The sequence below is a fragment of the Nisaea sp. genome (assembly GCF_039990255.1).
Taxonomy (GTDB): Bacteria; Pseudomonadota; Alphaproteobacteria; order Thalassobaculales; family Thalassobaculaceae; genus Nisaea.
Window position 1 is genome coordinate 595,755 of the sequence record NZ_JBDXGG010000007.1, and the last position, 22,291, is coordinate 618,045.

General features: G+C 57.6%; 22 protein-coding genes, 2 tRNA genes and 1 riboswitch. Of the genes, 15 read left to right on the forward strand and 9 right to left on the reverse strand.

Going from position 1 to position 22,291, the window contains the following annotated elements; translation table 11 throughout:
• Window positions 1-39: 39 nt before the first annotated feature.
• The 3 genes from ABJ076_RS07495 to ABJ076_RS07505 all read right to left on the reverse strand — a co-directional run bounded on the left by ABJ076_RS07495 (window position 40) and on the right by ABJ076_RS07505 (window position 3,132).
• The gene (locus ABJ076_RS07495) at window positions 40-1,308 is read right to left on the reverse strand and encodes an imelysin family protein (RefSeq protein ID WP_348194684.1); all 1,269 of its coding nucleotides are present in this window, start codon (window positions 1,306-1,308) and stop codon (window positions 40-42) included.
• Window positions 1,309-1,502: 194 nt separating this feature from the next.
• Complete coding sequence (locus ABJ076_RS07500) at window positions 1,503-1,880, reverse strand: hypothetical protein (RefSeq protein WP_348194686.1); 378 nt, start codon at window positions 1,878-1,880, stop codon at window positions 1,503-1,505.
• A 10-nt stretch (window positions 1,881-1,890) separates the two neighbouring features.
• Window positions 1,891-3,132 carry a pentapeptide repeat-containing protein gene (locus ABJ076_RS07505; RefSeq protein WP_348194688.1) on the reverse strand — a complete coding sequence of 414 codons (1,242 nt, stop codon included), beginning with the start codon at window positions 3,130-3,132 and terminating at the stop codon, window positions 1,891-1,893.
• Window positions 3,133-3,321: 189 nt separating this feature from the next.
• Here ABJ076_RS07505 and ABJ076_RS07510 point away from each other — a divergent pair, with 189 nt between their 5' ends.
• Window positions 3,322-4,437: a hypothetical protein gene (locus ABJ076_RS07510; protein WP_348194690.1), complete on the forward strand. Its 1,116-nt coding sequence runs from the start codon at window positions 3,322-3,324 to the stop codon at window positions 4,435-4,437.
• A gap of 18 nt (window positions 4,438-4,455) precedes the next feature.
• Here the strand turns inward: ABJ076_RS07510 and ABJ076_RS07515 are convergent, their stop codons facing one another.
• Window positions 4,456-5,661: a pentapeptide repeat-containing protein gene (locus ABJ076_RS07515; RefSeq protein ID WP_348194692.1), complete on the reverse strand. Its 1,206-nt coding sequence runs from the start codon at window positions 5,659-5,661 to the stop codon at window positions 4,456-4,458.
• A 234-nt stretch (window positions 5,662-5,895) separates the two neighbouring features.
• Between ABJ076_RS07515 and ABJ076_RS07520 the strand changes: the two genes are divergently transcribed.
• The 7 genes from ABJ076_RS07520 (at window position 5,896) to ABJ076_RS07550 (ending at window position 11,854) form a co-directional block, all read left to right on the forward strand.
• On the forward strand, window positions 5,896-6,336 hold the full coding sequence (locus ABJ076_RS07520; protein WP_348194694.1) for a TIGR01244 family sulfur transferase: 441 nt from the start codon (window positions 5,896-5,898) through the stop codon (window positions 6,334-6,336).
• A gap of 212 nt (window positions 6,337-6,548) precedes the next feature.
• Window positions 6,549-7,097: a PAS domain-containing protein gene (locus tag ABJ076_RS07525; protein WP_348194696.1), complete on the forward strand. Its 549-nt coding sequence runs from the start codon at window positions 6,549-6,551 to the stop codon at window positions 7,095-7,097.
• A gap of 77 nt (window positions 7,098-7,174) precedes the next feature.
• Complete coding sequence (locus ABJ076_RS07530) at window positions 7,175-8,311, forward strand: TIGR03364 family FAD-dependent oxidoreductase (protein ID WP_348194698.1); 1,137 nt, start codon at window positions 7,175-7,177, stop codon at window positions 8,309-8,311.
• A 17-nt stretch (window positions 8,312-8,328) separates the two neighbouring features.
• Entirely contained in the window at window positions 8,329-9,144 is an 816-nt protein-coding gene (gene phnX / locus ABJ076_RS07535) for a phosphonoacetaldehyde hydrolase (RefSeq protein WP_348194700.1), read from the forward strand.
• 155 nt (window positions 9,145-9,299) lie between these two features.
• Window positions 9,300-9,902: a DUF2062 domain-containing protein gene (locus tag ABJ076_RS07540; protein WP_348194702.1), complete on the forward strand. Its 603-nt coding sequence runs from the start codon at window positions 9,300-9,302 to the stop codon at window positions 9,900-9,902.
• A gap of 22 nt (window positions 9,903-9,924) precedes the next feature.
• Window positions 9,925-10,881 carry an acetamidase/formamidase family protein gene (locus tag ABJ076_RS07545; protein ID WP_348194704.1) on the forward strand — a complete coding sequence of 319 codons (957 nt, stop codon included), beginning with the start codon at window positions 9,925-9,927 and terminating at the stop codon, window positions 10,879-10,881.
• A 487-nt stretch (window positions 10,882-11,368) separates the two neighbouring features.
• Complete coding sequence (locus ABJ076_RS07550) at window positions 11,369-11,854, forward strand: gamma-glutamylcyclotransferase family protein (protein ID WP_348194706.1); 486 nt, start codon at window positions 11,369-11,371, stop codon at window positions 11,852-11,854.
• Between the two features lie 10 nt (window positions 11,855-11,864).
• On the opposite strand, the gene ABJ076_RS07555 is transcribed toward ABJ076_RS07550, so the two are convergent.
• Complete coding sequence (locus tag ABJ076_RS07555) at window positions 11,865-12,452, reverse strand: 3'-5' exonuclease (RefSeq protein WP_348194708.1); 588 nt, start codon at window positions 12,450-12,452, stop codon at window positions 11,865-11,867.
• A 543-nt stretch (window positions 12,453-12,995) separates the two neighbouring features.
• Here ABJ076_RS07555 and ABJ076_RS07560 point away from each other — a divergent pair.
• Window positions 12,996-14,519, forward strand: coding sequence for an ankyrin repeat domain-containing protein (locus ABJ076_RS07560; protein ID WP_348194710.1), 1,524 nt, complete (start codon window positions 12,996-12,998; stop codon window positions 14,517-14,519).
• 61 nt (window positions 14,520-14,580) lie between these two features.
• The gene (locus tag ABJ076_RS07565; protein ID WP_348194712.1) at window positions 14,581-15,348 is read left to right on the forward strand and encodes a short-chain dehydrogenase/reductase; all 768 of its coding nucleotides are present in this window, start codon (window positions 14,581-14,583) and stop codon (window positions 15,346-15,348) included.
• A gap of 67 nt (window positions 15,349-15,415) precedes the next feature.
• On the opposite strand, the gene ABJ076_RS07570 is transcribed toward ABJ076_RS07565, so the two are convergent.
• A complete protein-coding gene (locus tag ABJ076_RS07570; protein WP_348194714.1) occupies window positions 15,416-16,096 on the reverse strand; it encodes an energy-coupling factor ABC transporter permease in 681 nt (226 codons plus the stop codon).
• Between the two features lie 57 nt (window positions 16,097-16,153).
• A riboswitch (cobalamin riboswitch) is annotated at window positions 16,154-16,362 on the reverse strand.
• Window positions 16,363-16,508: 146 nt separating this feature from the next.
• Window positions 16,509-16,964 carry a GNAT family N-acetyltransferase gene (locus ABJ076_RS07575; protein WP_348194716.1) on the reverse strand — a complete coding sequence of 152 codons (456 nt, stop codon included), beginning with the start codon at window positions 16,962-16,964 and terminating at the stop codon, window positions 16,509-16,511.
• Between the two features lie 244 nt (window positions 16,965-17,208).
• Between ABJ076_RS07575 and ABJ076_RS07580 the strand changes: the two genes are divergently transcribed.
• Both ABJ076_RS07580 and ABJ076_RS07585 read left to right on the forward strand, forming a co-directional pair.
• Window positions 17,209-18,345, forward strand: a complete 1,137-nt coding sequence (locus ABJ076_RS07580) for a zinc-dependent alcohol dehydrogenase family protein (protein WP_348194718.1) — start codon at window positions 17,209-17,211, stop codon at window positions 18,343-18,345.
• A gap of 145 nt (window positions 18,346-18,490) precedes the next feature.
• Window positions 18,491-19,141 (forward strand): c-type cytochrome, encoded by a 651-nt coding sequence (locus ABJ076_RS07585; protein WP_348194720.1) that lies wholly within the window; start codon window positions 18,491-18,493, stop codon window positions 19,139-19,141.
• A gap of 15 nt (window positions 19,142-19,156) precedes the next feature.
• Here ABJ076_RS07585 and ABJ076_RS07590 read toward each other — a convergent pair whose 3' ends face one another.
• Complete coding sequence (locus tag ABJ076_RS07590) at window positions 19,157-20,626, reverse strand: hypothetical protein (RefSeq protein ID WP_348194722.1); 1,470 nt, start codon at window positions 20,624-20,626, stop codon at window positions 19,157-19,159.
• Window positions 20,627-20,776: 150 nt separating this feature from the next.
• Window positions 20,777-21,586: a 23S rRNA (guanosine(2251)-2'-O)-methyltransferase RlmB gene (rlmB, locus tag ABJ076_RS07595; RefSeq protein ID WP_348194724.1), complete on the reverse strand. Its 810-nt coding sequence runs from the start codon at window positions 21,584-21,586 to the stop codon at window positions 20,777-20,779.
• A gap of 199 nt (window positions 21,587-21,785) precedes the next feature.
• Between rlmB and ABJ076_RS07600 the strand changes: the two genes are divergently transcribed.
• The 3 genes from ABJ076_RS07600 to ABJ076_RS07610 form a co-directional block, all read left to right on the forward strand.
• Window positions 21,786-21,870: transfer RNA gene (locus ABJ076_RS07600), tRNA-Tyr, on the forward strand.
• A 108-nt stretch (window positions 21,871-21,978) separates the two neighbouring features.
• Window positions 21,979-22,052, forward strand: a tRNA-Gly gene (locus ABJ076_RS07605).
• 100 nt (window positions 22,053-22,152) lie between these two features.
• Window positions 22,153-22,291 (forward strand): GTP-binding protein (locus tag ABJ076_RS07610; RefSeq protein WP_348187836.1); only part of this gene is annotated, 139 nt, incomplete at its 3' end.

Consider the following 22,291-nt stretch of genomic DNA (forward strand, 5'->3'; position numbering starts at 1 on the left):
TCCCCTTTGAGTGGGAGAGATATGCTGGTGTCGCACCGGTTACTGAAAAACAGCCCCCGGATTGTCTAGACTGTCGGAACCTTCGAACTCGAGGGCTGACAGACCGAGCGCTGCGACGACACGCTCGATCGACCTGGTTTGCACGGAGAGGGCATCCACGGCGGCTTGAACGATCTCGTTCCCCCGTGTGTTTCCTTCCGCAAGCATTTGGTCATAACGCTCCCCTTTTTCCGCTGTGTCGGAGAGGGTGGTCATTTTATTCATGGTGGCATCCAGGGCGGCGCGCAGTTCCTGATCCGCGCTGCTGTCCTTGTTGGAGACGAAAGCGGAGAGGCTTGCGCCTTTCACGACAGACCCATCGGTCCGCTTGTATTCGCCGAGATAGACATTCCGGATACCGAGGGCATCGTTGTAGTGCGAGCGATGGGTGTTATCGCTGAAGCAGTCATGCTCTTCCTCGGGGTCGTGCAGCATCAGGCCAAGCTTCATCCGCTCGCCGGCTAGCTCGCCATAAGAGAGGCTGCCCATGCCGGTAAGGATGGTCGCAATGCCCTTGTCTGCATCTCCATCGACAAGGCCGGTGCGCGCGGCGCCGCCATCGGCCCACTGCTCCGTCATCCATGCCAGTTCATCGACGAGCATGTCTGTCGCAGTGGTGAGGTAGGCAGCGCGTCGCGCGCAATTCCCGTTAGTGCAATTATTCGTATCAAAGTCGGAAGCCGGTCGGGCTCCGGCGCCTGGGCCGGTACCGTTCAGATCCTGGCCCCAGAGCAGGAATTCGATGGCATGATAGCCGGTCGCGACATTGGACTCGATTTCATCGATCTCATGCAGCGACTGGACGAGCGTACGGTCGATATTGGTGGCGTCCAGTACCTTTCCGGCAATGGTTGGCTTCGTATTGGCGATCACATTGGCGGTGTAATATGGATTACCATCCGACTCGGCGCCGTAGATGTCGGTCTGCACGTAGTCGATCAGGCCTTCGTCCAGCGGCCAGGCATTCACTTTGCCTTCCCAATCGTCGACGATGGCGTTGCCGAAGCGATAGGCCTCGGTCTGTTGATAAGGCTCGCGGGCTTCAATCCATGCGCTGCGGGCACCGTTCAAGGTTGCGTCAGTCGGCTTGGCGACGAGCGCCGCGATAGCGCTCTGGAGTTTCTTGGCGCTAGCCAGGGAGTCTCCGTAGGCGGCGGCGGCGATGTTCGAATAGGTCTTGATGATGTCTTTCTTCGCGTTCACGTCGTCTGCCAAGACCGGTGCGGCGGAAAGACTCCCAGCGATTGCGAAGGCAGCAGTTAGTCTCACTAATGATTTCGCTCGCATATTTCATCCTTAAGATGTCGCCTGCGAGGTCTTGGCCCCGCTGGTTCCGATGTCGATGAAGGGACACTATTGAAAGTCATTCGCAATTGCAACAGCAAATAAGTGACTAAATTGGTCTTCTTTAAAAAAGAAGAGAATCAATGGGTTGTGTGGAAATTTGTCTCTTTATGTAGGTGTTATCGCGAAGAAAGAAAATCCGGAACAGCCTGAAGAACCAGAGATGTATAAACATCGGAGCGTTCGACCAATTCGCTCAATTGAAGATCGTCGAGGCTGATTTGAATCCGTAGACTTTCCTGATTCTGTGAAACGAACAGACCGCTAATAGTCACGTCGATGCCGTCGAGCCGAACATAGAGCGCGCCCGGCGAAAAATTCGGAAAGTCTCCGATAAGGCGCATGCCGGTCAGAGATATGTTGGTGATCGTAACTGCCCAGCATTGCGAAAAATCGGGTGACGTTGAAACCTGGCCGAGCAGGGACGCATCCCGGCGTAAAAATTCTCGCCGATTGCTGGGCACAAGGGTAACAGGTCCGTTTGTGTTTGCGGTCATTAATCCCGGCCTAACCGAGAATGCCGGTACAATTCTCGATTTTCGCATGGTTCCAAATTGTCCCGAATTGTATCGAATCGGTAAAGTTAGCGCCACTTATCTTGGCACGGGAGAAATCGGTGCCTTGCAAGACCGCGCCGTTGAATATCACGGGGATAGATTTGCCGGTGCGCTGTTGCTGTGCATTGTAGATCTCAGCGACGTCAAGCCGGGCGCCGTGGAACTTGGCTTCGACCAACTTGGCTTTGGCAAAATTCGTCCCCCGCAAAGTAGCGCCGACGAAGCTGGCCCGGCTCAGTTCCGCCCCGGCGAAATTCACCAGCATCAATTCACATTGATTGAATTGCGTACCTTCAAGCTGCGCGTTAGCGAACATCGCGCCGCGCAGATCGCAGCCGGTCAATGCGAGGTTCTTCAAATCCTTGCCTTCGAAATCAGCCCTTTCGCCGATTTCGCCGTCCGAGATGATCCATTGGCTGTGCTGCCGGATGATTTCAGCGATGTCATCCGGTAAATCGGCGGCGTTTTCCAAAGTAATGGCGCCGTCCAGATTGGTATTGTGCAAAGTCGCCTTCGACAGATCCACGTTGCGCAGGTTGGCACCGGAGAGATCGCAGTTGCTCAGGTTGGTTCCGTTGACGGATGCTCCGGCGAGTACGGCGCCACGCAGCTTGGAGCCGGAAAGGTCTGCACCGTCCAGGACTGCGCCGGCCAGATTGGTTGCATGCATGTCGTCATCGGCAAACATGGTACCGATCGCGCGGGTATTTTTCAGGTTCGCATCCTCAAGGTCTGCGCCCTTAAGGTTTGCATCGTCCAAGTTGGCACTGTCGAGGTTTGTACTGACAGGACCATCGCCGCTTTTGTTGGACCAACGCACGATCTGGCCGGGGCGAAGATCTGCATTCACCATCGTGGCACCAGTAAGATCAGCCATGACGAAATTGCCGCCGCGGATATCCGTTTTGGAAAAAATGGCGCCCTGCAGATTTGCCCAAGCAAAATTCGACCCGTATAGGTCGGCTGCGCTGAAGTCGGTTCCTATGCATGAGCTCTCGGAAAACTCGGCGCATGGCAGGATCGTTTGCGTCAGGGACATATAGTCGAAGCGGCAATGAGACGCGTCGAGATCGTCGTTCTTCAGGCGCAGTCCACCAGGACGTCCCGTGAGAAAGGTATGGTGGGACTTGATCGCCGCCATAAGCTCTTCTGGAACTGTTTTGAATTCAGTGTTTTCAAATGCCATGGTCATGACTTGTCAGAGGTCCTAGATCGCTTCCGAGTGTTCCCCGGAATATGTTCTTGGTTCGGTGCCGAAAACCTCGGATAGAAAGTTTAGGTCTCATTAGAGGAGCGTTGGGTCGTTTGAGTGCGCCGTTGTTCCTGCTCGGTAATCCATGGGTTAGTATATTTGTGATTCCTTTACGCAAGGTGAACACCCATGTATGGCGATACTCAGGGACATCATTCGTCAGGGCGGCGTGACGATCTTCGTCTGTCACTGAACCAGTTGCTGTTCGGTTTGTCCCAGTTCGGTTCGAACGCGATTGTTGCCTGGCGTCCTTCAGGTAAGGGCCTTGAGCTCATCTTGTTGCCGAAAACCCGCCTGTTTGAACTGAAGGACCCGATAAAACGGGTCTTTGAAGGGCCGCGCCATCTGAGCGATGAAGAATTCAAGCAGGTCACGCAATTCATCGGCGCCCAGCCGACCGAGATCAGGTTGGATTTCTCGATTGGCGGTGGGGCGACCGGGTTGTCTCATGAGGATGTCGAGTCGGTCATGTCGCGTTACTCGATTGGTTTCGCGCCGTTTCGTATGGTTTTCCTGATCGATATGGTCGGGTTTTCGAAACATACCCCCGAAGAGCAGGCTAGCCACCTTTCGACATTGAAGTTCAGTCTCTCCCTCGCCGAGGCGACGTTGCACCGTGCCGGACTGCCGATGGAGATGGGGCGATCCACAACGGGTGACGGATATTATGTCTGGAACCTGGAAATGGGGCTGAACCAGGATGTCAGCTTGTTTGTGCTGATGACGCTGTTCTCGCTCTACTACAAGAGCTTGCAGCGCGAAATGTCGGAGAAAATGCCTCTTCCGGAACTCCGTATGGCTCTGAGTGGCGGAAGCCATTACGTCTTCTATGAGCCGAGCCCGAAATACGTCGCCAGGCATGAATATATCGTTGGCGACGCGACCATCAACGCCGCGCGCCTGATCGGCAAAGCACGGACGAACCAGATTTTGGTCGGAGATTGTCTTAATATGAGCGAAGGCTTGGAGCCTTGGACCCCGCAGCGCTATGTGCTGGCGGCTAACAAGGTCCTGGACGGGTTCAGAAGCCTGAAAGTCTTTGGCAATGAAGTCGGAGAGAGCCGATTCTACCTGACGGGGCCACGCGACGAAGCGCGCTTCCGCAACCAGAAGATCAAGATCGTCGACAAGCACGGCTTTGAGCACATTTGCTACAATGCCAAGGTGAATACGCATATGAAGGACGGGAGTGCTGTATTCGCAGGCCTGCAGCACAGCGACTTAAGCGGCGCTTCGAAGCTCTGAGGTAGCTCTGCGGAGGAGTTACTTAACGATACCGTCCATATCGACGCCTTCGAACGTCACATTATTGAGGTTCGCCGTGCTCATATCGGTTTTGCGCACCTTTCCGGTCCGCTTGCCGTCGGCTCCGAAAATTGGCATCGCGCCGACATGAGCGTTCGACAGGTCTGCGCCACTCATAAACGCGCCTTTGAAGCTGGTGCCGAACATCAGCGCGCCTGCAAGATTTGCATTCATCAGGTTGCATTTCTCAAGATCGGCCAGCACCAGATTGGCAAAAGATAGGTCCGCATCGCTCAGATCGCAGGAGTACAATGCCACCCCGGTCAGGTTCTGCCGGCGCAGCTTCAGTTTTCGCAGTGACATTGACTTGATGATCGCCCTGCTTCCGCGGACACCGTTCGATTGCAGCCATTCGAAATGCTGTGCGAGTGCTGTGCGCAATTCCGGTGGCAGGGACTTGAAGTCGCCAGTGGTGTCCAGATCGATGCTGAGCTCTGGATTGTTGATCTCTCCCAGCGCATCGGAATCGAACTCCGCTCTTGCCAGCGCGTCTTCGCTGATCATGCTGTTTGCCAGGCGGGCACCTTTCAGGATGGTTCGCTCAAGTTTGGCGTTAGTCAGCCGGGTATCGGAGAGATCCGCATCTTCGAGATTGGCGCCTGTCAGATCGACATTTGACAGGTCCGAGCCGAACAACTCCGCGCCTTTCAGGTTCGCTTCCCGGAGGCTCGCGCCGCTCAGGTCTACATTGGAGAATTTGGCGCGTTGCCCGCGGGCAAAATCCATCAGGCACTCACTGAGGTCGCTCTGCTCCATACCGAGCGATTGGTCCGGGGACTCCCCTAGCACCAGGCCGCCGCGGAAGTCCGCGTCTTCCAGGTCGGCATGAGACAGGTCGGCATTCTTCAGGTTGACCCCACGCAGAATGGTGCGCTTCAGCTTCGCACGCTTGAGGTTGGCACCCTGAAGCTTTGCACCGAACATGTCTGATTCGCTGAGGTCGGCGCCTTCAAGCGTGGCATTCTGCAGCTGAATTCCAACCAGAATGGCGCGGGTGAGCAGAGCATTCGTGAGGTTGATGTTCTGTAAATCCAGGCGCGACAGGTCGCATTGCTGACCTCCAGGCTTACGCTGGAGCCATTTTTTGTGTTCTGCGAGAAAGGCGCCCATGAATTTCTGGGCATCCTCCTGCATAAGGTGCTGGTCTAGTGACCCTGAGGTCATTAAGTCCCCCCAACCCGAACGACCTGATGCTGACCGGGTACTAAGCAAACAGTATGGTTGTTTGCTTATGCGTTTTATATACCAGATCGGGTTTTGTTTTGAACTAGCCTACTGAGTCAGGTTTGTGGGATTTTTGACGTGAGTTCCTCTGTTCAAGCAGAAACCGAATAATGCCGCTGGGTGATCCTCTGGTAGGGATCCCAAAGATGAGTGAAAGCAGAAGGGTTGAGCCCGATGGATTTTAAGCAGATCAGTGAAAGCTATGCCGCAAAAGGTCAGATTTTATCGCAGGAAATGAGTGAGATTGCTGGGCTGGGGTTCAAGACTGTCATAAACAATCGTCCTGACGGCGAGGAAATGGGGCAGCCGGTCAATGAAGATCTCAAGGCTGCCGCGGAAGCTGCGGGCCTGTCTTATGTCTTCATACCGATAACGCTGCCGACTTTGTCCCCGGCGTTGGTCTCGCAGCACCATGCAGCAATCGAAGCGTCGGATGGGCCAGTTTTCGCGTTTTGCCGCAGCGGGACCCGATCGACAATCCTTTGGGCTTTGACGCAGGTCTGTTTTCACGGAGCATCCATTTCCGAGGTGACATCTGCAGCTGCACGAGAAGGGTATGATTTGTCCGGTATGGCGCCGTTACTGGAAGGGTACAGGGAAGCGCTCGCCGGATAGAGGACGCGTCGACGGTTGCGTAGGGGTTGCATGTGAGGCTGGTTAATAAATCCATTCTCCAATTATGAATTTACAAGAATAAAGTTAAATATTTATTGGGCGCTCAATCTGATAAAAATTTTAGACAAAATCGAATTGAATGATAGGTTATTGCCTTCACCAACCTGATTCCATCGCAGGCTTGGTACGCTTCGAATTTGGGGCTAGAGGCGTTGCAATTAGAGACAGAAGAGGTTCTTGGCGATGCAACGCTTGTTGCGATGTATGCCTATTGGACCAGCATAAAGGGCGGGAATGAAGTGCCGCTTCGGCGCGATCTTGATCCAGCAGAGATCGGTCCGAAGCTGTTACCTCACAGCTTGCTGACAGATGTGGACACGCGCCTCAGGATGGTGCGGCATCGCGTGGTCGGCACCATTTTCACGGATTACTTCGGCAGCGACATCACGGGCAAGGATCTTTCCTGTGTTCTCACCGGGAGCTATCTGGAGTTCATTCTTGGTCTTCATATACTCGCCTGTGAGCGCCGGTCGCCGGTCGCGTCGCACAGTAAATTTCGATGGGACCAGGGTCGCTTGCTGAAAGCGTCACGACTTATGGTGCCGCTCTCGAAAGACGGATCGCGCACGGATATGTGCTACACGTGTCAGGTCTTCGAGGCAGGTGCAGGGCCAGATGTACCTCAGGTTTTCGTCGCCGCCGTTGATGGCTGGGAAGACGTTTCCGGCAGGTTTTCGCATTTAGGCGTCGATCCAGTCTGACCCCGCACTCGCGTAAACAACTTCTTTGTCATACCGTTGTGCTATCGGCAGGGAATTGATCAATTCGGATGGATGAAATGGGACACAGCTACGATCTGGCGATCGTCGGCGGGGGGATTTGTGGTCTGGCGAGTGCGCTCGCGGCCTCAAAGCGCGGCAAAAGCGTCGTTATCATTGATCGGGACGCACAATCGAATGGAGCGTCCGTCCGCAATTTCGGCTTCGTCACGGTCACCGGGCAGAAACAGGGCGAGACTTGGGAACGGGCCTATAAATCGGCTTCTGTCTGGCGCGATATCGCTCCCAAGGCCGGCATACCGGCTTCGCATGACGGGTTGCTGGTAACAGCCCAGAGGCCAGAAGCCGTTGCCGTTCTTGAAGAATTCGCCGACACCGAGATGGGGCGAGACTGCACTCTTCTGACCGCCGAACAAACAAGAGCGAAGGCGCCTGTGCTCGGGCAGAAGTCTGTGCTTGGCGGATTGTGGAGCCCGCATGAGGTGCGGGTCGAGCCGCGTCAGGCCTTGCCGCGGCTGGCGCACTATCTCGAAGCCTGCTGCGGTGTGGAATTCCGTTGGTCTACGGCTGTGACTGGTGTTTCGGCGGAAACGGTCGAGACCACTACCGGAACGATCAAGGCAGAATCGGTGATTGTCTGCCCGGGTCCCGACATTGCGACGCTCTATCCGGAGCGGCTGGCAGCCTACGATCTCCGGCTCTGCAAGTTGCAGATGCTGCGGGTCGCGCCGCAGCCGCCGGAATGGAAACTGCCGGGCGCGGTTATGTCGGATCTCAGTCTGGTGCGCTACGAAGGCTATACAGGTTGCGCGGCGTCGAAGGTGTTGCGCGCACGGCTGGAACAGGAACAACCGCAATGGCTGGCGCACGGTATCCATCTGATCGTGGTGCAAGGTGCGGATGGCTCACTCGTCGTCGGTGATTCCCACCATTACGCAACGACCCCGGATCCCTTCGCGCCTGCCGTGGTGGAGGATCTGATCATGGAGGAAGCCGGCCGCATGCTGCAGCTTGCGAACCGCAAGGTGATCGAGCGCTGGACCGGCATTTACCCGTCCGCGTCGGACCGCACCTCTTTCATCGACACGCCGGAAGATGGAGTCCGGCTGCTGGTCGTCTCCAGCGGAACCGGCATGAGCACCGCCTTTGCCCTCGGTGAGGAGACTATTGCCTCGCTCTATGGGGCTGCAGCCTAATCGAAAAGGAAATTCAGATGTCCACCGCCGATAATCACGTCAAAGCCATCATTTTCGACTGGGCCGGAACCATCGTTGATCATGGCAGCCGAGCGCCCATGGGCGTTTTTCAGCGGGCTTTCGCCGCGTTCGATGTCGAGATCAGCATCGACGAAGCGCGCGCCCCGATGGGCCTGCCGAAATGGGATCACATTAAGGCTGTCGGCACCCAGCCCCGGATCGCGGAAGCATGGCAACAAGCGCATGGATCTGCATTTTCCGACAGCGATGTCGATCGGATCTACGAGATTTTCGTGCCAATGAATGTCGATGTCGTGCCGGACTTCGCAGATATCATTCCAGGTGCGCTGGACACAGTTGCGGCTCTCCGCGGCAGGGGCATGAAGATTGGCTCCACGACCGGGTACAACATGGAGATCATGGAGCGGCTGGTACCGATAGCGCGGGATCGCGGCTATGCGCCGGACAACTTGGTTTGTGCCGGCGATCTGTCGCATGGCCGGCCGACGCCGCTGATGATGTACAAATGCTTCCTGGATCTTGATGTCTGGCCGGCCTCTGCTTGCATCAAGGTGGATGACACCGAGCCTGGGATTGCCGAGGGCAGGGCGGCTGGTTGCTGGACGGTGGGTGTGACGGTGTCCGGCAACGCGTTCGGGCTTTCGCTGGAAGAAACCGAAGCACTGGACGAAGCCACATTTGCGGAGAAAAAACGCCAGGCCGAAAAGACCCTGCGCAGCTGCAACCCACACTACCTGATCGACAGTGTCGCATCGCTTCTCGACGTGGTGGACGATATCGAGGCGCGTCTTGCCAAAGGGGAGCGGCCGTAGAGCACCCAAGGGCGGGACGTGCAATTGCGGGCCCGGTCACCAAATATAAAGAGATTCATGAAATCTTCCTTTTGTGGCGTGACGGTGCCGTTGTTTGCTTGTTATGGCTGGCCTGCCGCCTTGCCTGGCGCTCTCTTTCCGAATTGACCTGACCGATGCTCAACCCACTAAGCCGCCTTTTACGTTACCGGCTCGTCATTCCGATCCTCCGCGGGACTGGTTTGCCGGACTACACGGCGCGCGGGGTTGGGATTGGTGTTGCGGTGTCCTTGACACCGCTGGTCGGCGTACAAATGCCGATCGTGGCGGGCATCTGGTCTTTGCTCCGCGTGCTGCGGCCGTCTTGGAGCTTCAATCTGGTCGTGGCTTTGGCTTGGACCTGGGCGACCAACGTCTTCACGGTCCCGATCGTCTATTACATCTTCCTGCAGACAGGGAATCTGATGCTGGGCCGCTGGGAAAACCTGACGGCTTTCGGACATTTCTCGGATCGACTGGATACGATACTTGGTCAGGACGTTTCAGGGATTGCGGCTGTCTGGGTCTATTTGGTCGCGATGCTGGACGAATGGGGGGTGCCTCTGTTCGTCGGTTGCGTGCCATGGATGGTCTTTGGCGGTTGGCTCGGGTATCGTTGGAGTCATATCTATATCGAGCGTTTCAAGACCGCGCGGCGCAAAAGACAGGCTCGGAAGGCTGAGCGTAAGCAGGCGACTGCGCTCGAGACAGGCCAACCGGCCACTGACAACCATCACTGATATATAGACGGAAGGAGCAGCTATGCGGGGGCATGTGCTCAAGAGCAGTCCGGAAACGGTTCACTGGGGATTTTTTGATGCTGGTCTAGAGCCGGCGCTGACCATTGCTTCGGGCGAGGAAGTTAGAATCCAGTCGATCTCCGGTGACACGCCGGTCCTGCCAGGAGAGGGTTACACTGTACTGCCCGAACATCAGGCTGTGATCGACCAGATCCGTCCGGGGCTGCCGGGCCATATTCTGACCGGCCCGGTTTATGTCGAGGGCGCAAAGCCCGGCCATGTGTTGCAGGTCGACATTCTCGACGTGAAGGTACGTCAGGACTGGGGCTTCAATTACAGTGCGCCGCTCAAGGGCGCGCTGCCGGATGATTTTGACGAAGTTACCCTTTCCATCATCGCCATCGATACCGAGCGCAATATTGGTCGCCTTCCGTGGGGGCTTGAGCTGCCGCTGCATCCGTTTTTCGGCGTGATGGGCGTTGCGCCGCCGCCTGTCTGGGGCAGGGTCAGCACCATTCAGCCGCGCGCCAATGGCGGCAATCTGGACAACAAGGAGTTGGTGGCGGGTACCACGCTGTACCTGCCTGTGTTCGTCGACGGTGCTCTGTTCTCTGCCGGTGACGGGCATGGGGCCCAGGGAGACGGCGAGGTTTGTGTGACGGCCATCGAAACGGCTCTCGAGGGCCGTTTCCGCCTGACGGTGCGGGATGACATGAGCCTTACCCTGCCGCGCGCCGAAACGCCGGAGCATTTTATCACGATGGCTTTCAACGAGGATCTGGACGAGGCCGGCCGGGACGCGTTGCGCCAGATGCTCGATCTGATCACGGCCCGTACCAACCGCACCCGGGCTGAAGCTTACATGTTGTGCAGCCTGGCGGCGGATCTACGGGTTACCCAGATGGTCAACGGCAACAAGGGGATACATGTTATGTTAGCTAAGAATTTACTTTTGGAAGGCAAAGTGACGAAAGGTTAACTTTCGATGGGCTTTGCATGCACTCTTTTCCAAGAGCTTTTCCGCTCTTCGGTGTCTTTATCATTCTCGTCGCCGCTTTGAGTGTGTTTGCCCCTCCTGCCGATGCCGGACGCGTGTCGCCGGCCAAGACGAACCCGCGTCATATGGAACGGTCAGCGGAACAGCACCGTTGGCGTCTCAAACGCGTCTCTTTGCCGAAGAGAACAATATACGAAAACCCGGCGAGACGTGGCTTGATGTTTAAGGATGATCGATCTCTGGGAGATATATCCTCTGTCGATAGAGGCGCGACCCAAGCATGCCGGGCTGGTAATTTCCGGCGTTACGGCGGCGGGTTCGTGAGGGCCGGGGGTGAGGTCTATCGCGCCGCCCGGTCACAGGATATATTGCGCCCAAGTGGGACCCGTTTACGCGCTGGGGTATATGTCTTCAAGCGTGAAGGGTCGACCCGCTGTACCGTTTATCTCGCGGGGAACCGCTGATAAATATGCCGGTGCTGCCATATTTCTTCTTCGGAACCTTGATGGATCCGGATGTTCTCACCATTGTTCTCGGCCGCGACCCGGGTGCGCTCTCGAAGGCAGCGACATTATCCGGATTCTCACGTGTTCGGGTCGAAAATGAGCCTTACCCCGCGTTGGTCGAAGAGGCTGGCGGACAGGTGGAGGGGCTTCTCCTGGGAGACTACGTGCCGGAGGATGATCAGCGCATCCGGTTCTTCGAGGATTTTGACTTCGCCATCGAGCAGTGTTCGGTTGTGACCGCATCGGGTCCGGAGAAGGCTCTTTATTGCGGCGCGGTGCGGAACATTAAGCCGACAGACATTCCTTGGTCCTACGATGAATGGACGCGTTTGGAGAAAGCACGGTTTCTGAAGGCAACCGGGATATATATGGCTTGCTACGGCACGCTGGACGGTGCGGCAGCCGACGAACTGTGGCTCGACACGATCCGGGAAATCTTCGGGAACTGAGCGGCTGATCTCAGTCGAAATGCTCGTGCTGAAGATCCCCCAGACCGAACCTTTCTCGCCAGGCCAGCAGCAGGCGAGCCGTGTCGATGGCGTCGCCGAGCGCCCGGTGCGCCGTTCCTGCCCTTTCCAACTTCATCGCTTTCAATGCTTCGTCGAGCGATATACGGCGCCCGCCTGCCAGCACATATTCCTGTATCTGGCAGAGATCAAGATAGCGGTGCGAGGCGGGATCGACGGCGCCCTTTGCCTGGACCTCGGTCGCGAACAAAGCATCGTCACTGCCCCAGCCGGCCCAGAGTTTTGACGTTGATCCATAAGTCTTACGCAGCTGATGGCAGGCATCTTCGAACGGAATGCCGGCGGCCGCGATCATCTCGTCCGTAATGCCTGTGAAGTCACTGCAGAAGGGAGAGATGCGGGAGGCTGAAGGTTTGGTCAGCATGGAGATTGTGCGGCTGATCTCGTCCCGTTTCAGATCGATCTCGGCAACACCGATCTCGATAATCTCCGGGCGCTCGCCGTCGGGTGGTGGGCCGTCCCAGCAGGTCAGCTCAAGATCGATGACCAGCACCCGGTCATGGCGCAGGTTTTTGTGCATGCAAAGGTTATCCGTCTTTCCTGGCCATGATTGCCGGGCTCAAGCTCAGTTGCGCGGGAAAAAAGGACTGAAATGCAAAGCCCCACCGCGCGTCAGCGTCGAGTGGGGCATAGCATGATTTCACGTCTGTTGCATAAGACAGACTATCGAGCGTTTAGCTCTCAAAATTTGATATATGTCTGCGGACTTGAAGCGTCAGCTGCCGCTTTCTGCCGTCGCGTTCCGTTCTCAGGAACGCGTTACCTGATTCGGTGGCTCCATCGCGATATACGACCTCCCTGTTGTGGGTTCCGTGTGTCCGGATGGGACTTGAAAAGAGTGCTCCCGAATCGGGTGGAGGTCAATGGATAGCCTGTTTTTCGGTTGCATAGGTCGGCACCGAGCCTTGCGGTCAATGCATGCCGGTGATATCTGGAAGGGGCTGACGAGGCAGCATCCGGATCCGCGGAAAGCGTGACGCACCTTGATACAAACCTGATATTTCCGGTTTTCCTCCGGCGCCCGATGTAGCGGATCCATGGGCGCGCAAACGGGAGAAAACGGATGTCCTCCGATCTCGAAAGACTTCGCCGTTCGGCGAAATTACTGAAGAAGTCTTATGCGCGTGGCGATGCTGACACGTTGCGCCGCGTAAAAACTGTCGTGCCGGAATTGAAAGAGCTTCTGCACGCAGACTTCCTGCATGTTGTTGCCGTCGAGCAGGGCCACGAAAGCTGGCCAAAGTTGAAGCTCGCCCTGGAGACGGCCGGCATGACCCGCGCCGACCGGGCGAAACGCCTCCGGGCGGCGCTCTATAATGGTCAGGCATGGGTCATCAAGAAGTTGCTGGCTGCGGACCCGGGACTTGCTCATTTTGATTTAGCGGTTGAATCGGCGCTGTGCGACCTGGAAGCAGTAGAAGGCCGAATTGCGGCGGACCCGTCTCTTGCAACCACCGAGATCCACGGCCGGACACCGCTCGTCCACCTCTGTTTTTCGAAGTATCACAAGTTCGGGGACGTCCCGCCGGACCGTATTCTGGCAATCGCAGAGTTGCTTCGGAATAACGGTGCGGACGCGAACGAGAGCTATCCTGAGCCGGCCGGAAGTGGGCACCGGGTGTCGGTTCTCTACGGTGCCCTTGGGCATGCTGGTAACATGCCGCTTGCCGAATGGCTTTTGGAGCATGGTGCCCATCCGGACGACAATGAAAGCCTCTACCACTCAGTTGAACTGGACCATCTGGACGGGCTTCGCTTGCTCTGTCGGTATGGAGTGTCGCCGTCCGGGACCAATGCATTGCATCGGGCACTCGACTTTGACCGGATCGAGGCCGTGCGGATTTTGCTCGAGCATGGGGCCGACCCGAATGAGGGAATCGAGCATCATCCGGGTGGCCAGCTGCCCCTGACCTTTACCTCCTTGCACCAGGCCGCCCGTCGTGGCCGATCTGGCATGTTTGCTGAACTGCTGCTCGATTTCGGCGCCGACGCGAGCAGGCTCTGGAGCGGACACAGTGCTTACGAGATGGCGTGTCTTTACGGCAATACGGATTTTGCCCGGGTACTTGCCGCAAGAGGTCATGCCACGTCGCTTAGCCCGGCGGTTGCTGTGCTGGCGGAGTACGCCGGAGGAGGTACGCCTTCAGCTAGCGTACGCGGCATGGCGCTTTCCGACGAGGTTCGACGGCTGGCCATAGATATTGCCGGCAGGCCTGGGGAGTTGTCCTACTTGAAAGCACTGATGGCTGCCGGTCTCGATCCGGCAGCTGCGAACGAGATGGGGGTGACGGCGCTGCAAGCCGCAGCTTGGGCGGGACTGGCTGATCAAGTCGCGTTCTTACTATCTCTTGACCCCGATCTGTCGCACCGAAACATGTATGGCGGCGATGTAATGGGAACGGTGATCCATGGCGCTGAATTCGCGCCGCATACGGCCGGTGCTGCGCATGTAACATGTGCCCGGTTGCTGCTTGAGGCAGGCGCTGTGTTCCCGGAAGGTGCAGCCGATGGCACTGGGAACGAGGAAATGGCCGCTTTCCTTTCCGAATGGCGAGAGGGTCATAGCGCCGCGCCTCTATCCTCCTGATACTGCCTACAGGCTGGACTGGAGCGGCTATTCGCTCCAGTCCGCGACCGGGAGGATCGTGATGGAACTTGGACTTGAAGGTAAGCGCGTTCTGATCACCGGTGCGTCGAAAGGCATTGGCCTCGGCTGTGCCAAAGCGTTCGCGGCAGAAGGCTGCACTGTTCATCTGGTTGCCCGCGATGGAGAGCGGCTGGAGCAGGCAAGGGACGAATTGGTCTCGGCCGGTGCGAGCTGCACCATTCATCCGGTGGATTTGTCCGCGCCAGGTGCGGTGGAATCGCTCAGCGGCGCTCTGCCGGTGCCGGATATCGTCGTCAATAATGCGGGCGCTATTCCCGGCGGTGATTTGCAGGCGATTGACGAAGCGGCCTGGCGCGAAGCCTGGGATCTCAAGGTATTCGGCTATATCAATATGACCCGCGCCTTCTATGCGCTGATGAAAGAGAAAGGCGGCGGAGTCATCTTCAATGTCATCGGCCTCGCGGGCGTGAAGCTGGATCCGAAATACATCGCCGGCACCGCGGGCAATGCCTCGCTCAATGCGTTCACAAAGGCGATGGGCTCGAACGCGCTGGCCGACGGCATGCGGGTGCTCGGCGTCAATCCGGGACTGGTGGCGACTGATCGCCTCGTTACTCTGCTGAAGACCAAGGCTGCTGACGAGAAGGGTGATGCGGACCGGTGGCAGGATTTTCTGGCTGGCCAGCCTCTGGGCCGGGCCGCCAAGGTGGAGGAGATCGCCGACGTAGTGACATTCCTCTGCTCACCGCGTGCGGGATGGGCGACGGGAATCGTGGTCGATCTAGATGGCGGACAGACCTACCGCTGAGCTGCGGTCCGGCTACAAACAAAAACGGCCTCCGAAGAGGCCGTTTTTTCGTTCAGTTTCCGATGCGTCAGACGCCGGCGCGATAGAGCCGGCTGGTGAACAGCGGGCTGTCCTTCATCTGATGGAATGTCTTGGCTGCCGCGAGGACCGCCAGGTCGGCAATCGGCTCGATCAGCACGACGGTCATGTAGGCGCCGCCGAAGAGGGATACCTCGGAGAGGGTGCTCATGCTGAAGCCGTGACCGTAGAAAGCCCAGAAGGCGACCCAGGTAACCACACCGCCCTGGAAGGCGGCGGAGAGCGCCAGTGCTTGGCTATATTTCACGTCCTTGTAGGCGACTGTCTTCGGAATGATGCGGTCAGCAAGCGCGCTGATTGCGAGCAATGGCACCAGCAATGTGGTGACGTTCATGCCGTACTGAGGAAGATCGAAAGGTGCGAACAACAGCCCCTGAGCCAGCAGGCCGAGCGCGAGGCCGATGGCGGCTGGAGCGGCGCCGAACATCAGGAACAGGGTCGAGCCGAGAATGAAGTGAACTTCGGAGACGCCCACCGGATAGTGCGGCAGGACCTCAAAAAAGAAGAAGACCAGCGTGGTTGTCAGAACCGTACGCAGCGCGAGCGGGGCAACGCCGTGTTTGCGGGCAGATGAGTAAGCCACCTTGGCGGCAAAGCCGAGGCAACCGGCAGCAGTGCCATAGCTGAGCAGAAGTTTCGCGCCGTTCACGACGCCGGGTTCGATATGCATGTCAGTACTCCATTTACCGCACCCACCGTGCGGGTTTTGCCGGGCAAATGCCGGCCAGGTTACGTTCGCGATACGGGCAGGTCTCCTGACTTGCGTTCTTCGCCGGCTTCCGCCTTCCCGGCCGTTGGCCAGTGGCATCTTGGAAGAGCTCACGCTTACAGTTGCGGGGGCAGTCACGGCGCGGGCCCCTCTTGGGTCGTCCCTTCCGTGTTCCCTCTTAGTCCACAGGCTTTGCCTGATACGGAACCAGTATCGCCATCGAAAATCTAGAAAGCGTGCGGCTTGAGCAACAGATTTTTTGTTGCCGCAGGATCTCTCGGAACGGCCGTTGGCTCTGATACAGATGTGTGATGGGAACAAGGCGGTCGTCTGAGGCTGCCTCATGATTGGGTCAAGAAGTGCCCCATTGTACTCATACCTTCAGCTTGAAACCCTCATGACTCGCCGCGAAGCCGAGGCTCTCATAGAACCGAATGGCATCTGAGCGGCTTTTATCGCTGTTCAGCTGGATTATCGAGCAGCCGTGCTCCTTGCAGGTAGCGATGGCCCACCCCAGGAATTGTCGTCCGATCCCCCCGCCACGTGCTGCTGAGGAAATCCTCACGGATTCGATCTGGCCGCGCCACTGGCCTTGGTGCGAGAGGCCGGGCAGGAATGTGAGTTGCAGTGTGCCGATCACCGTTTCCTCTTGTTCCGCGACCGCGAGGTACTGGTTCTTGTCCGCTGAGATGACTTTGAAAGCGTCCCGATAGCAATCGGCGACGGAAACGCTGGTATCCTCGCGCTGACGTCCCAGTTCGTCGTCGGCAAGCATGGCGATGATGGCGGGAAGATCGGCCTCTATGGCGCGTCGGAAGATGAGGGGCATGGAGTTGGTCCGGTTGGTCCTAGGTGCGTTTTCTATACCCCCCGGTCATGCGGGGTGCGAGTTTTAAACTCTGTGCCAACGGTTGTTTTGCTCTCCAAAACGGCCCGCCAATCCATATAATTGTCGCAACGGCTAGGGCGGCGTAAACTGTTGCTGTAAATCCTTTAAGGACCGGTGCGATCAATGCCGGGACGCGCCGCCGACCGGTGGCAAAAAAAGCAAAAAGCGGGGATGGGAAACAGTCATGAAGATGCGCGCGGCCGTATTGCGGCAGTCTGGGGCCTCGGCGCCTTTTGAAGAGTCGCGGCCGATTTCCGTCGAAGATGTTGAGCTCTCGAAACCGGAAGCGGGCGAGCTTCTTGTCCGGGTTATCGGCGCCGGATTGTGCCACTCCGACCTTTCCGTGATCAACGGTAACCGGCCGCGCCCGGTGCCTCTGGTCCTCGGCCATGAAGGCGCAGGCGAGGTGGTCGAGGTTGGCGCCGGCATACGCGATCTGAAAGCCGGCGATCCAGTGGTCTTCCAGTTCAGTGCCAATTGCGGTCGTTGCCGCCGGTGCCTTGAAGGCCGCCCGCAGATTTGTGAAGTCAATGCTGTGGCTCGGGCAAAGGGCGATCTGATGGGGGGAGGGCGCCGCCTGAAATCTCCCTCGGGCGAATCCCTCGCGCACCATTCCGGTGTTTCCTGTTTTGCCGAGTACGCGGTGATCGACCGGGGCAGTTGCGTCAAGGTCGACGACAGCATTCCACTGGAGAAAGCAGCGATCTTCGGCTGCGCGGTGATGACCGGCGTCGGTGCAGTGCTGAACACGGCCCGTATTCGGCCGGGGGACAGCGTTGCTGTGATCGGTCTCGGCGGCGTCGGGCTTAATGGATTGCTGGGCGCTAAGGTTGCCGGTGCGGGCACTATCATTGCCATCGATCTGAATGATGATCGTCTAGGTCTCGCCCGTCAGCTTGGCGCGACAAACACGTTCAACGCCGCCGACCCAAATCTGGCTGAACAGGTTCTGGACCTCACAGGAGGGGGGGTCGATTTCGCATTCGACTTTGCCGGGGCGGTAAAGGCCATGGAAACTGGTTATGGGCTGCTCCGTCCCGGGGGGGAGCTGGTGGTTGCGGGGCTGGCGCCGGCCGATAGTACCTTCTCCTTCACGCCGCCGGCTCTGGTGAGCGACGAGAAAGCGATCCGCGGCAGTTACATGGGTGGGTGCGTGCCGGTTCGGGATATCCCACGTTATATCGACCTTTACCAGCAGGGCCGTTTGCCGATCGATGCGCTGATCAGTCGCTCGGTCGGCTTCGAGGATATCAACGAGGGCTTTGACCGTCTTGCCGACGGCTCGGCGATTCGTCAGATCCTGACGCCGCACGCGGCCTGAGTGAGGGCGATCTGCCTTTGCTCCGGTGGGACGCTGGAAGAACAGGTCAAAGAAGACGGGCTTCAGGGCTTGAGATGACAGCCATTTATACATTCGCGTATGATCTTCTCCTTGGTGTCTTGTCCGACCGCACCGGAGATGGATCGTGAGCCGTATCGATAACGAACGCCGTGCGCGCCGCCAGGCACGGATACGTGCCAAGGCGTTTGCCGGCGGAGAAAGGCGCAGCGACAGACTGCTCCGACAGATGGTCGATGCCGCGGAGGAGGACGAGGCCGCGATCGGAATGGGGCTGGCCGACCGGGTTTCGCGGAAACTCGGCCCGAAGGGACGGTTTCTTGCGGCGGCAACTCTGATCGGCGCGCTTATGACGGCCGCCTCTATTTATTATGAGCGCAGGATGGTTGATACGGCGGTCCACGCGGATTGGCAGGACGAGACACTGGTCGCGCAAGGTCATCTGCTTTACCGGGATAATTGCGCGTTCTGCCACGGCGATAGTCTCGAAGGACAGGCAGGCTGGGATGGCGATTTTCCCTCCGGCAACCGCCCGGCATTACCGCTGGATGGAAGCGCGCCGATATGGCGCCTCAGCGATGATGATATTTTCGATGTGGTTAAATATGGCGGTCAGCCATTTTCGCCGCGCAGCTACAAGAACAACATGCCGGGATTCGAAATTCAGCTCGCCGACCCGGGGATATGGGCCCTCGTGGCGTTTCTTAAGAGCCGCTGGCCTGAGGATATCAGGCAGCGGCAGGCAGAGCTTGAACGGGAACGCGCCAGCGGCGGATAGGTTAACGGGGTGAGGTTAGGCGAGCCCGGCTGACTTCAGGCGGCGTTCCAGGTCCTGCATGCGGGCTCTCTTGCTCTGGGCGGCATCGCTGTCCGCGAGGTAGCTCTCCAGAAAATCGGCCTTCTTCATGAAATCGTGCGCCGATTTGCGTGCCTTTTTCAGGGTTTCTGCTCCGACCAGAGTGCCTTCGCCGATCAGGTCAATCACAATAAGGGCTTTTGTAGCTGTTGATCCCGTGCGTGTTTCCAGCTTCTTGAAGTAATTGTTGGTCTCCAGTATCTCAGCCTGAAGCTCTTCCAAAGTCCGGCAGATCCGCTCTTCGATCCGAGGGGGAAGATCATTGGCTTTGGTTTCCTTGTGAACCGAGGCAAGAAAGCTGAGCTTTTCCTCCAGCGGTCCGTCTTTGCTTGCTACGGCGCGCGAGAAATCCGGTTGGCCGACGATTGAGGTGACGTATTTGGAAAGATAGTCGGAACCTTTCTCGCTGATCGCTTTCTGGCGTATCTGGAGAGCCAGAAGAACCTTCTGGCTGACATCAATGCGGCCTCCGAGCAGAAGATCGATTGTTTCGTCGCTTAGCAGGGACGCTTCGCGTTTCTGCAGGCCAATCTCGCAATCCTCGCCGCCAAGGAAGCCGTTCGGCGTGGACAGGCGTTTGTAGATCGCACGTATCCGTTCCAGCTCCGTGCGAAGATCCCCGCGCGTTAGCTTACCGCCCGAGTTCAGTGCCAGGGTCAGCATTCGCAGCAGGACATCTCGCGTTTCAGGGATGTAGCCGGTCTTCGCGATGGCATAGAAGTTCTTCGCATTCGCCGGTTTGCTGGGGGCGTGGGACGGCTCGATGTCGCCTTCGTAGAGAGCGAGAAGCCGCTCTATTTCTTCGCCTGCCGTTGGCAACTCACCGAAAATCTCCTTGCAGATATTCGGCGCACGCAGGATCTCGGCGATGAAGGCATCGAAATGCCCGAATGCTTCGAGCCCGGCAATATCATGGCCGAGTTCATAGAGTGTCTCGAATTTCTTAACCCAGTCATTGATGCCGTCAAGCGTGGCCGTAAGCGTTGCGCGAATCCGAAAGGCCTGCTCGTCCGGGCTCTCAGCGCCGCGCAATATGATGAGATCCGGAATCATGCTTTTCTCAAGCTTCTCCGGCGGCTCTTTTTCGAGGCTTTCCAATGCGTCTTTATGCAGCTTGTCCGTAATCTCGTACAGGCGGCGTACCCGTTCACTGACCGGGATTTGGGTTCCCTTGACCTGCGCGATTGCAGCCTTCTGAACCGCCTGCATGAGCGTGGTCCCAGCATCGCTGAAAGCGCGCTGATGCCGGCTTGAATGCAATAGTTCCGTTGGGGTAAGGCGCACGGATTGAAGATACCGACCGGCAGCCCGGCCGATAGCATCACGTGACTTCCGCGAATAGAAGTCGGACACGTCTTCACAGACGGCATCTTTGAAACTTTGCGCTTCTGCTTTTTGCGGGTCCATCAGTCTTTCAGCATGCTTTTATAAAAAAACGCGTAATTCCATTGATTTTGTTGCAGTTAACCATGGAATTAAAACATGAATAGCGGGTGTGTTCTATAACGCGCAACAGGATATGCATGTGACATAGTTCACTCACAGCCATAACTCGTTTCAATCCCGGTTTTGTCGGGCGTACTCGTATAGAGCGACGGCAGTCGCGGCCGATACGTTCAGAGTCGCTACGGGACCCGAGGTCGGCAGGCGCGCGAGCAGATCGCAGTTTTCGCGGGTGAGACGCCTCAGCCCGCTACCCTCCGCACCCATGACGATGGCTATCCGGCCCTTCAGGTCCGCTTTATCCAGTGTGCCGTCCGTCTCGCCGTCGAGCCCGATGCACCAGAACCCGGCATCTCGCAGCTGCTCCATGGTGCGGCTCAGATTCGTAACGTGCACCAGATCAATCGCGTCCAGCGCACCGGAAGCCGATTTTGCAAGAACACCGGTTGTCGGTGCGGCATTGCGATCCGGAGCGATCACAGCGCGGGCCCCGAAGGCGGACGCTGAGCGCAGTATCGCTCCTACATTATGCGGATCTGTAACCTGATCGAGCAAAACCAGGAGGCACCGCTCGCCCACATTCTCAAGAATGTCCTCGATCGCGACGTCGGGTAGCGGCAGAACTTCTGCTGCTATTCCCTGATGTACGGCGTCCGGTCCGGCAAGTGAATCGAGTGTATCCTTCTCCACAATCTTCGGCTCGGGGATTTCCTCGCGGCGCGAGTCGGTCAAACTGTCCAGGCGCTGGCCGAGTTCCTCCATGTTTCGGGACGTACATAGCAGTCCGGTAATCCGGCGCTTGTCATTCAGCAGAGCCATGGCAACGGCATGCCAGCCCCATAATATATCGCGTCCCTTGGGTTTTGGCGCAGGCTTGCCATGCCGTCTGGCGTTGCTGGGCTTGCGCGACTGAGGTTTTGCCATGGTGATTACCTGATGCCCGGATTGCTCCGGAAAGTTGCGGGAGGAAACGAGGGGGATCGACCAATTGCCCTCGTTGCCGCTTTTGCCACGTTTTTCACGTTGACAAACAGAGTCTATTTCTCATATTTCGCACTCCCTTCCAACGCGGAAGCCTGTTTAGCCATTTCGGTGTCTTCAGGAAACGGCGTTTGGGGAACCTGGTGGGGTGCCCGAGTGGCTAAAGGGGACGGGCTGTAAACCCGTTGGCTATGCCTACGTTGGTTCGAATCCAACCCCCACCACCATCCTGCTTTCGGTGTCGGTTTCCGGTGCTGGGGCAGGGTAGAGATATAGAGGTTGGTTGGTGTTCGGGATGAAAGTCGCGGGCACCGCCGTGGTGTGCGATGTGCTGGGCGGGTGTAGCTCAATGGTAGAGCAGCAGCCTTCCAAGCTGAATACGTGGGTTCGATTCCCATCACCCGCTCCATCGCGCGGACGCCACGGACAGGCCAAGCACAGGGATCAATTCTGGTCATGCCCGGCATAATGTCGGCGTGACCGCCTAATCAAGCAGGAACACGTGCGCGATGGCGAAGGAAAAGTTTGAGCGGAATAAGCCGCACTGCAACATTGGCACAATTGGCCACGTTGATCACGGCAAGACGTCTTTGACGGCAGCGATCACGAAGGTGCTTGCTGAGGCTGGTGGCGCGAGCTTCACGGCTT

What these genes read in the sequence shown, in the direction of transcription:
- ABJ076_RS07580 (WP_348194718.1), top strand. Translation starts at nt 17,209, where the DNA reads ATGAAGATGCGCGCGGCCGTATTGCGGCAGTCTGGGGCCTCGGCGCCT.
- ABJ076_RS07510 (WP_348194690.1), top strand. Translation starts at nt 3,322, where the DNA reads ATGTATGGCGATACTCAGGGACATCATTCGTCAGGGCGGCGTGACGAT.
- ABJ076_RS07500 (WP_348194686.1), bottom strand. Translation starts at nt 1,880, where the DNA reads ATGACCGCAAACACAAACGGACCTGTTACCCTTGTGCCCAGCAATCGG.
- ABJ076_RS07575 (WP_348194716.1), bottom strand. Translation starts at nt 16,964, where the DNA reads ATGCCCCTCATCTTCCGACGCGCCATAGAGGCCGATCTTCCCGCCATC.
- ABJ076_RS07555 (WP_348194708.1), bottom strand. Translation starts at nt 12,452, where the DNA reads ATGCACAAAAACCTGCGCCATGACCGGGTGCTGGTCATCGATCTTGAG.
- ABJ076_RS07565 (WP_348194712.1), top strand. Translation starts at nt 14,581, where the DNA reads ATGGAACTTGGACTTGAAGGTAAGCGCGTTCTGATCACCGGTGCGTCG.
- ABJ076_RS07590 (WP_348194722.1), bottom strand. Translation starts at nt 20,626, where the DNA reads ATGGACCCGCAAAAAGCAGAAGCGCAAAGTTTCAAAGATGCCGTCTGT.
- phnX (WP_348194700.1), top strand. Translation starts at nt 8,329, where the DNA reads ATGTCCACCGCCGATAATCACGTCAAAGCCATCATTTTCGACTGGGCC.
- ABJ076_RS07505 (WP_348194688.1), bottom strand. Translation starts at nt 3,132, where the DNA reads ATGACCATGGCATTTGAAAACACTGAATTCAAAACAGTTCCAGAAGAG.
- ABJ076_RS07520 (WP_348194694.1), top strand. Translation starts at nt 5,896, where the DNA reads ATGGATTTTAAGCAGATCAGTGAAAGCTATGCCGCAAAAGGTCAGATT.
- ABJ076_RS07550 (WP_348194706.1), top strand. Translation starts at nt 11,369, where the DNA reads ATGCCGGTGCTGCCATATTTCTTCTTCGGAACCTTGATGGATCCGGAT.
- ABJ076_RS07570 (WP_348194714.1), bottom strand. Translation starts at nt 16,096, where the DNA reads ATGCATATCGAACCCGGCGTCGTGAACGGCGCGAAACTTCTGCTCAGC.
- ABJ076_RS07530 (WP_348194698.1), top strand. Translation starts at nt 7,175, where the DNA reads ATGGGACACAGCTACGATCTGGCGATCGTCGGCGGGGGGATTTGTGGT.
- rlmB (WP_348194724.1), bottom strand. Translation starts at nt 21,586, where the DNA reads ATGGCAAAACCTCAGTCGCGCAAGCCCAGCAACGCCAGACGGCATGGC.
- ABJ076_RS07560 (WP_348194710.1), top strand. Translation starts at nt 12,996, where the DNA reads ATGTCCTCCGATCTCGAAAGACTTCGCCGTTCGGCGAAATTACTGAAG.
- ABJ076_RS07540 (WP_348194702.1), top strand. Translation starts at nt 9,300, where the DNA reads ATGCTCAACCCACTAAGCCGCCTTTTACGTTACCGGCTCGTCATTCCG.
- ABJ076_RS07545 (WP_348194704.1), top strand. Translation starts at nt 9,925, where the DNA reads ATGCGGGGGCATGTGCTCAAGAGCAGTCCGGAAACGGTTCACTGGGGA.
- ABJ076_RS07515 (WP_348194692.1), bottom strand. Translation starts at nt 5,661, where the DNA reads ATGACCTCAGGGTCACTAGACCAGCACCTTATGCAGGAGGATGCCCAG.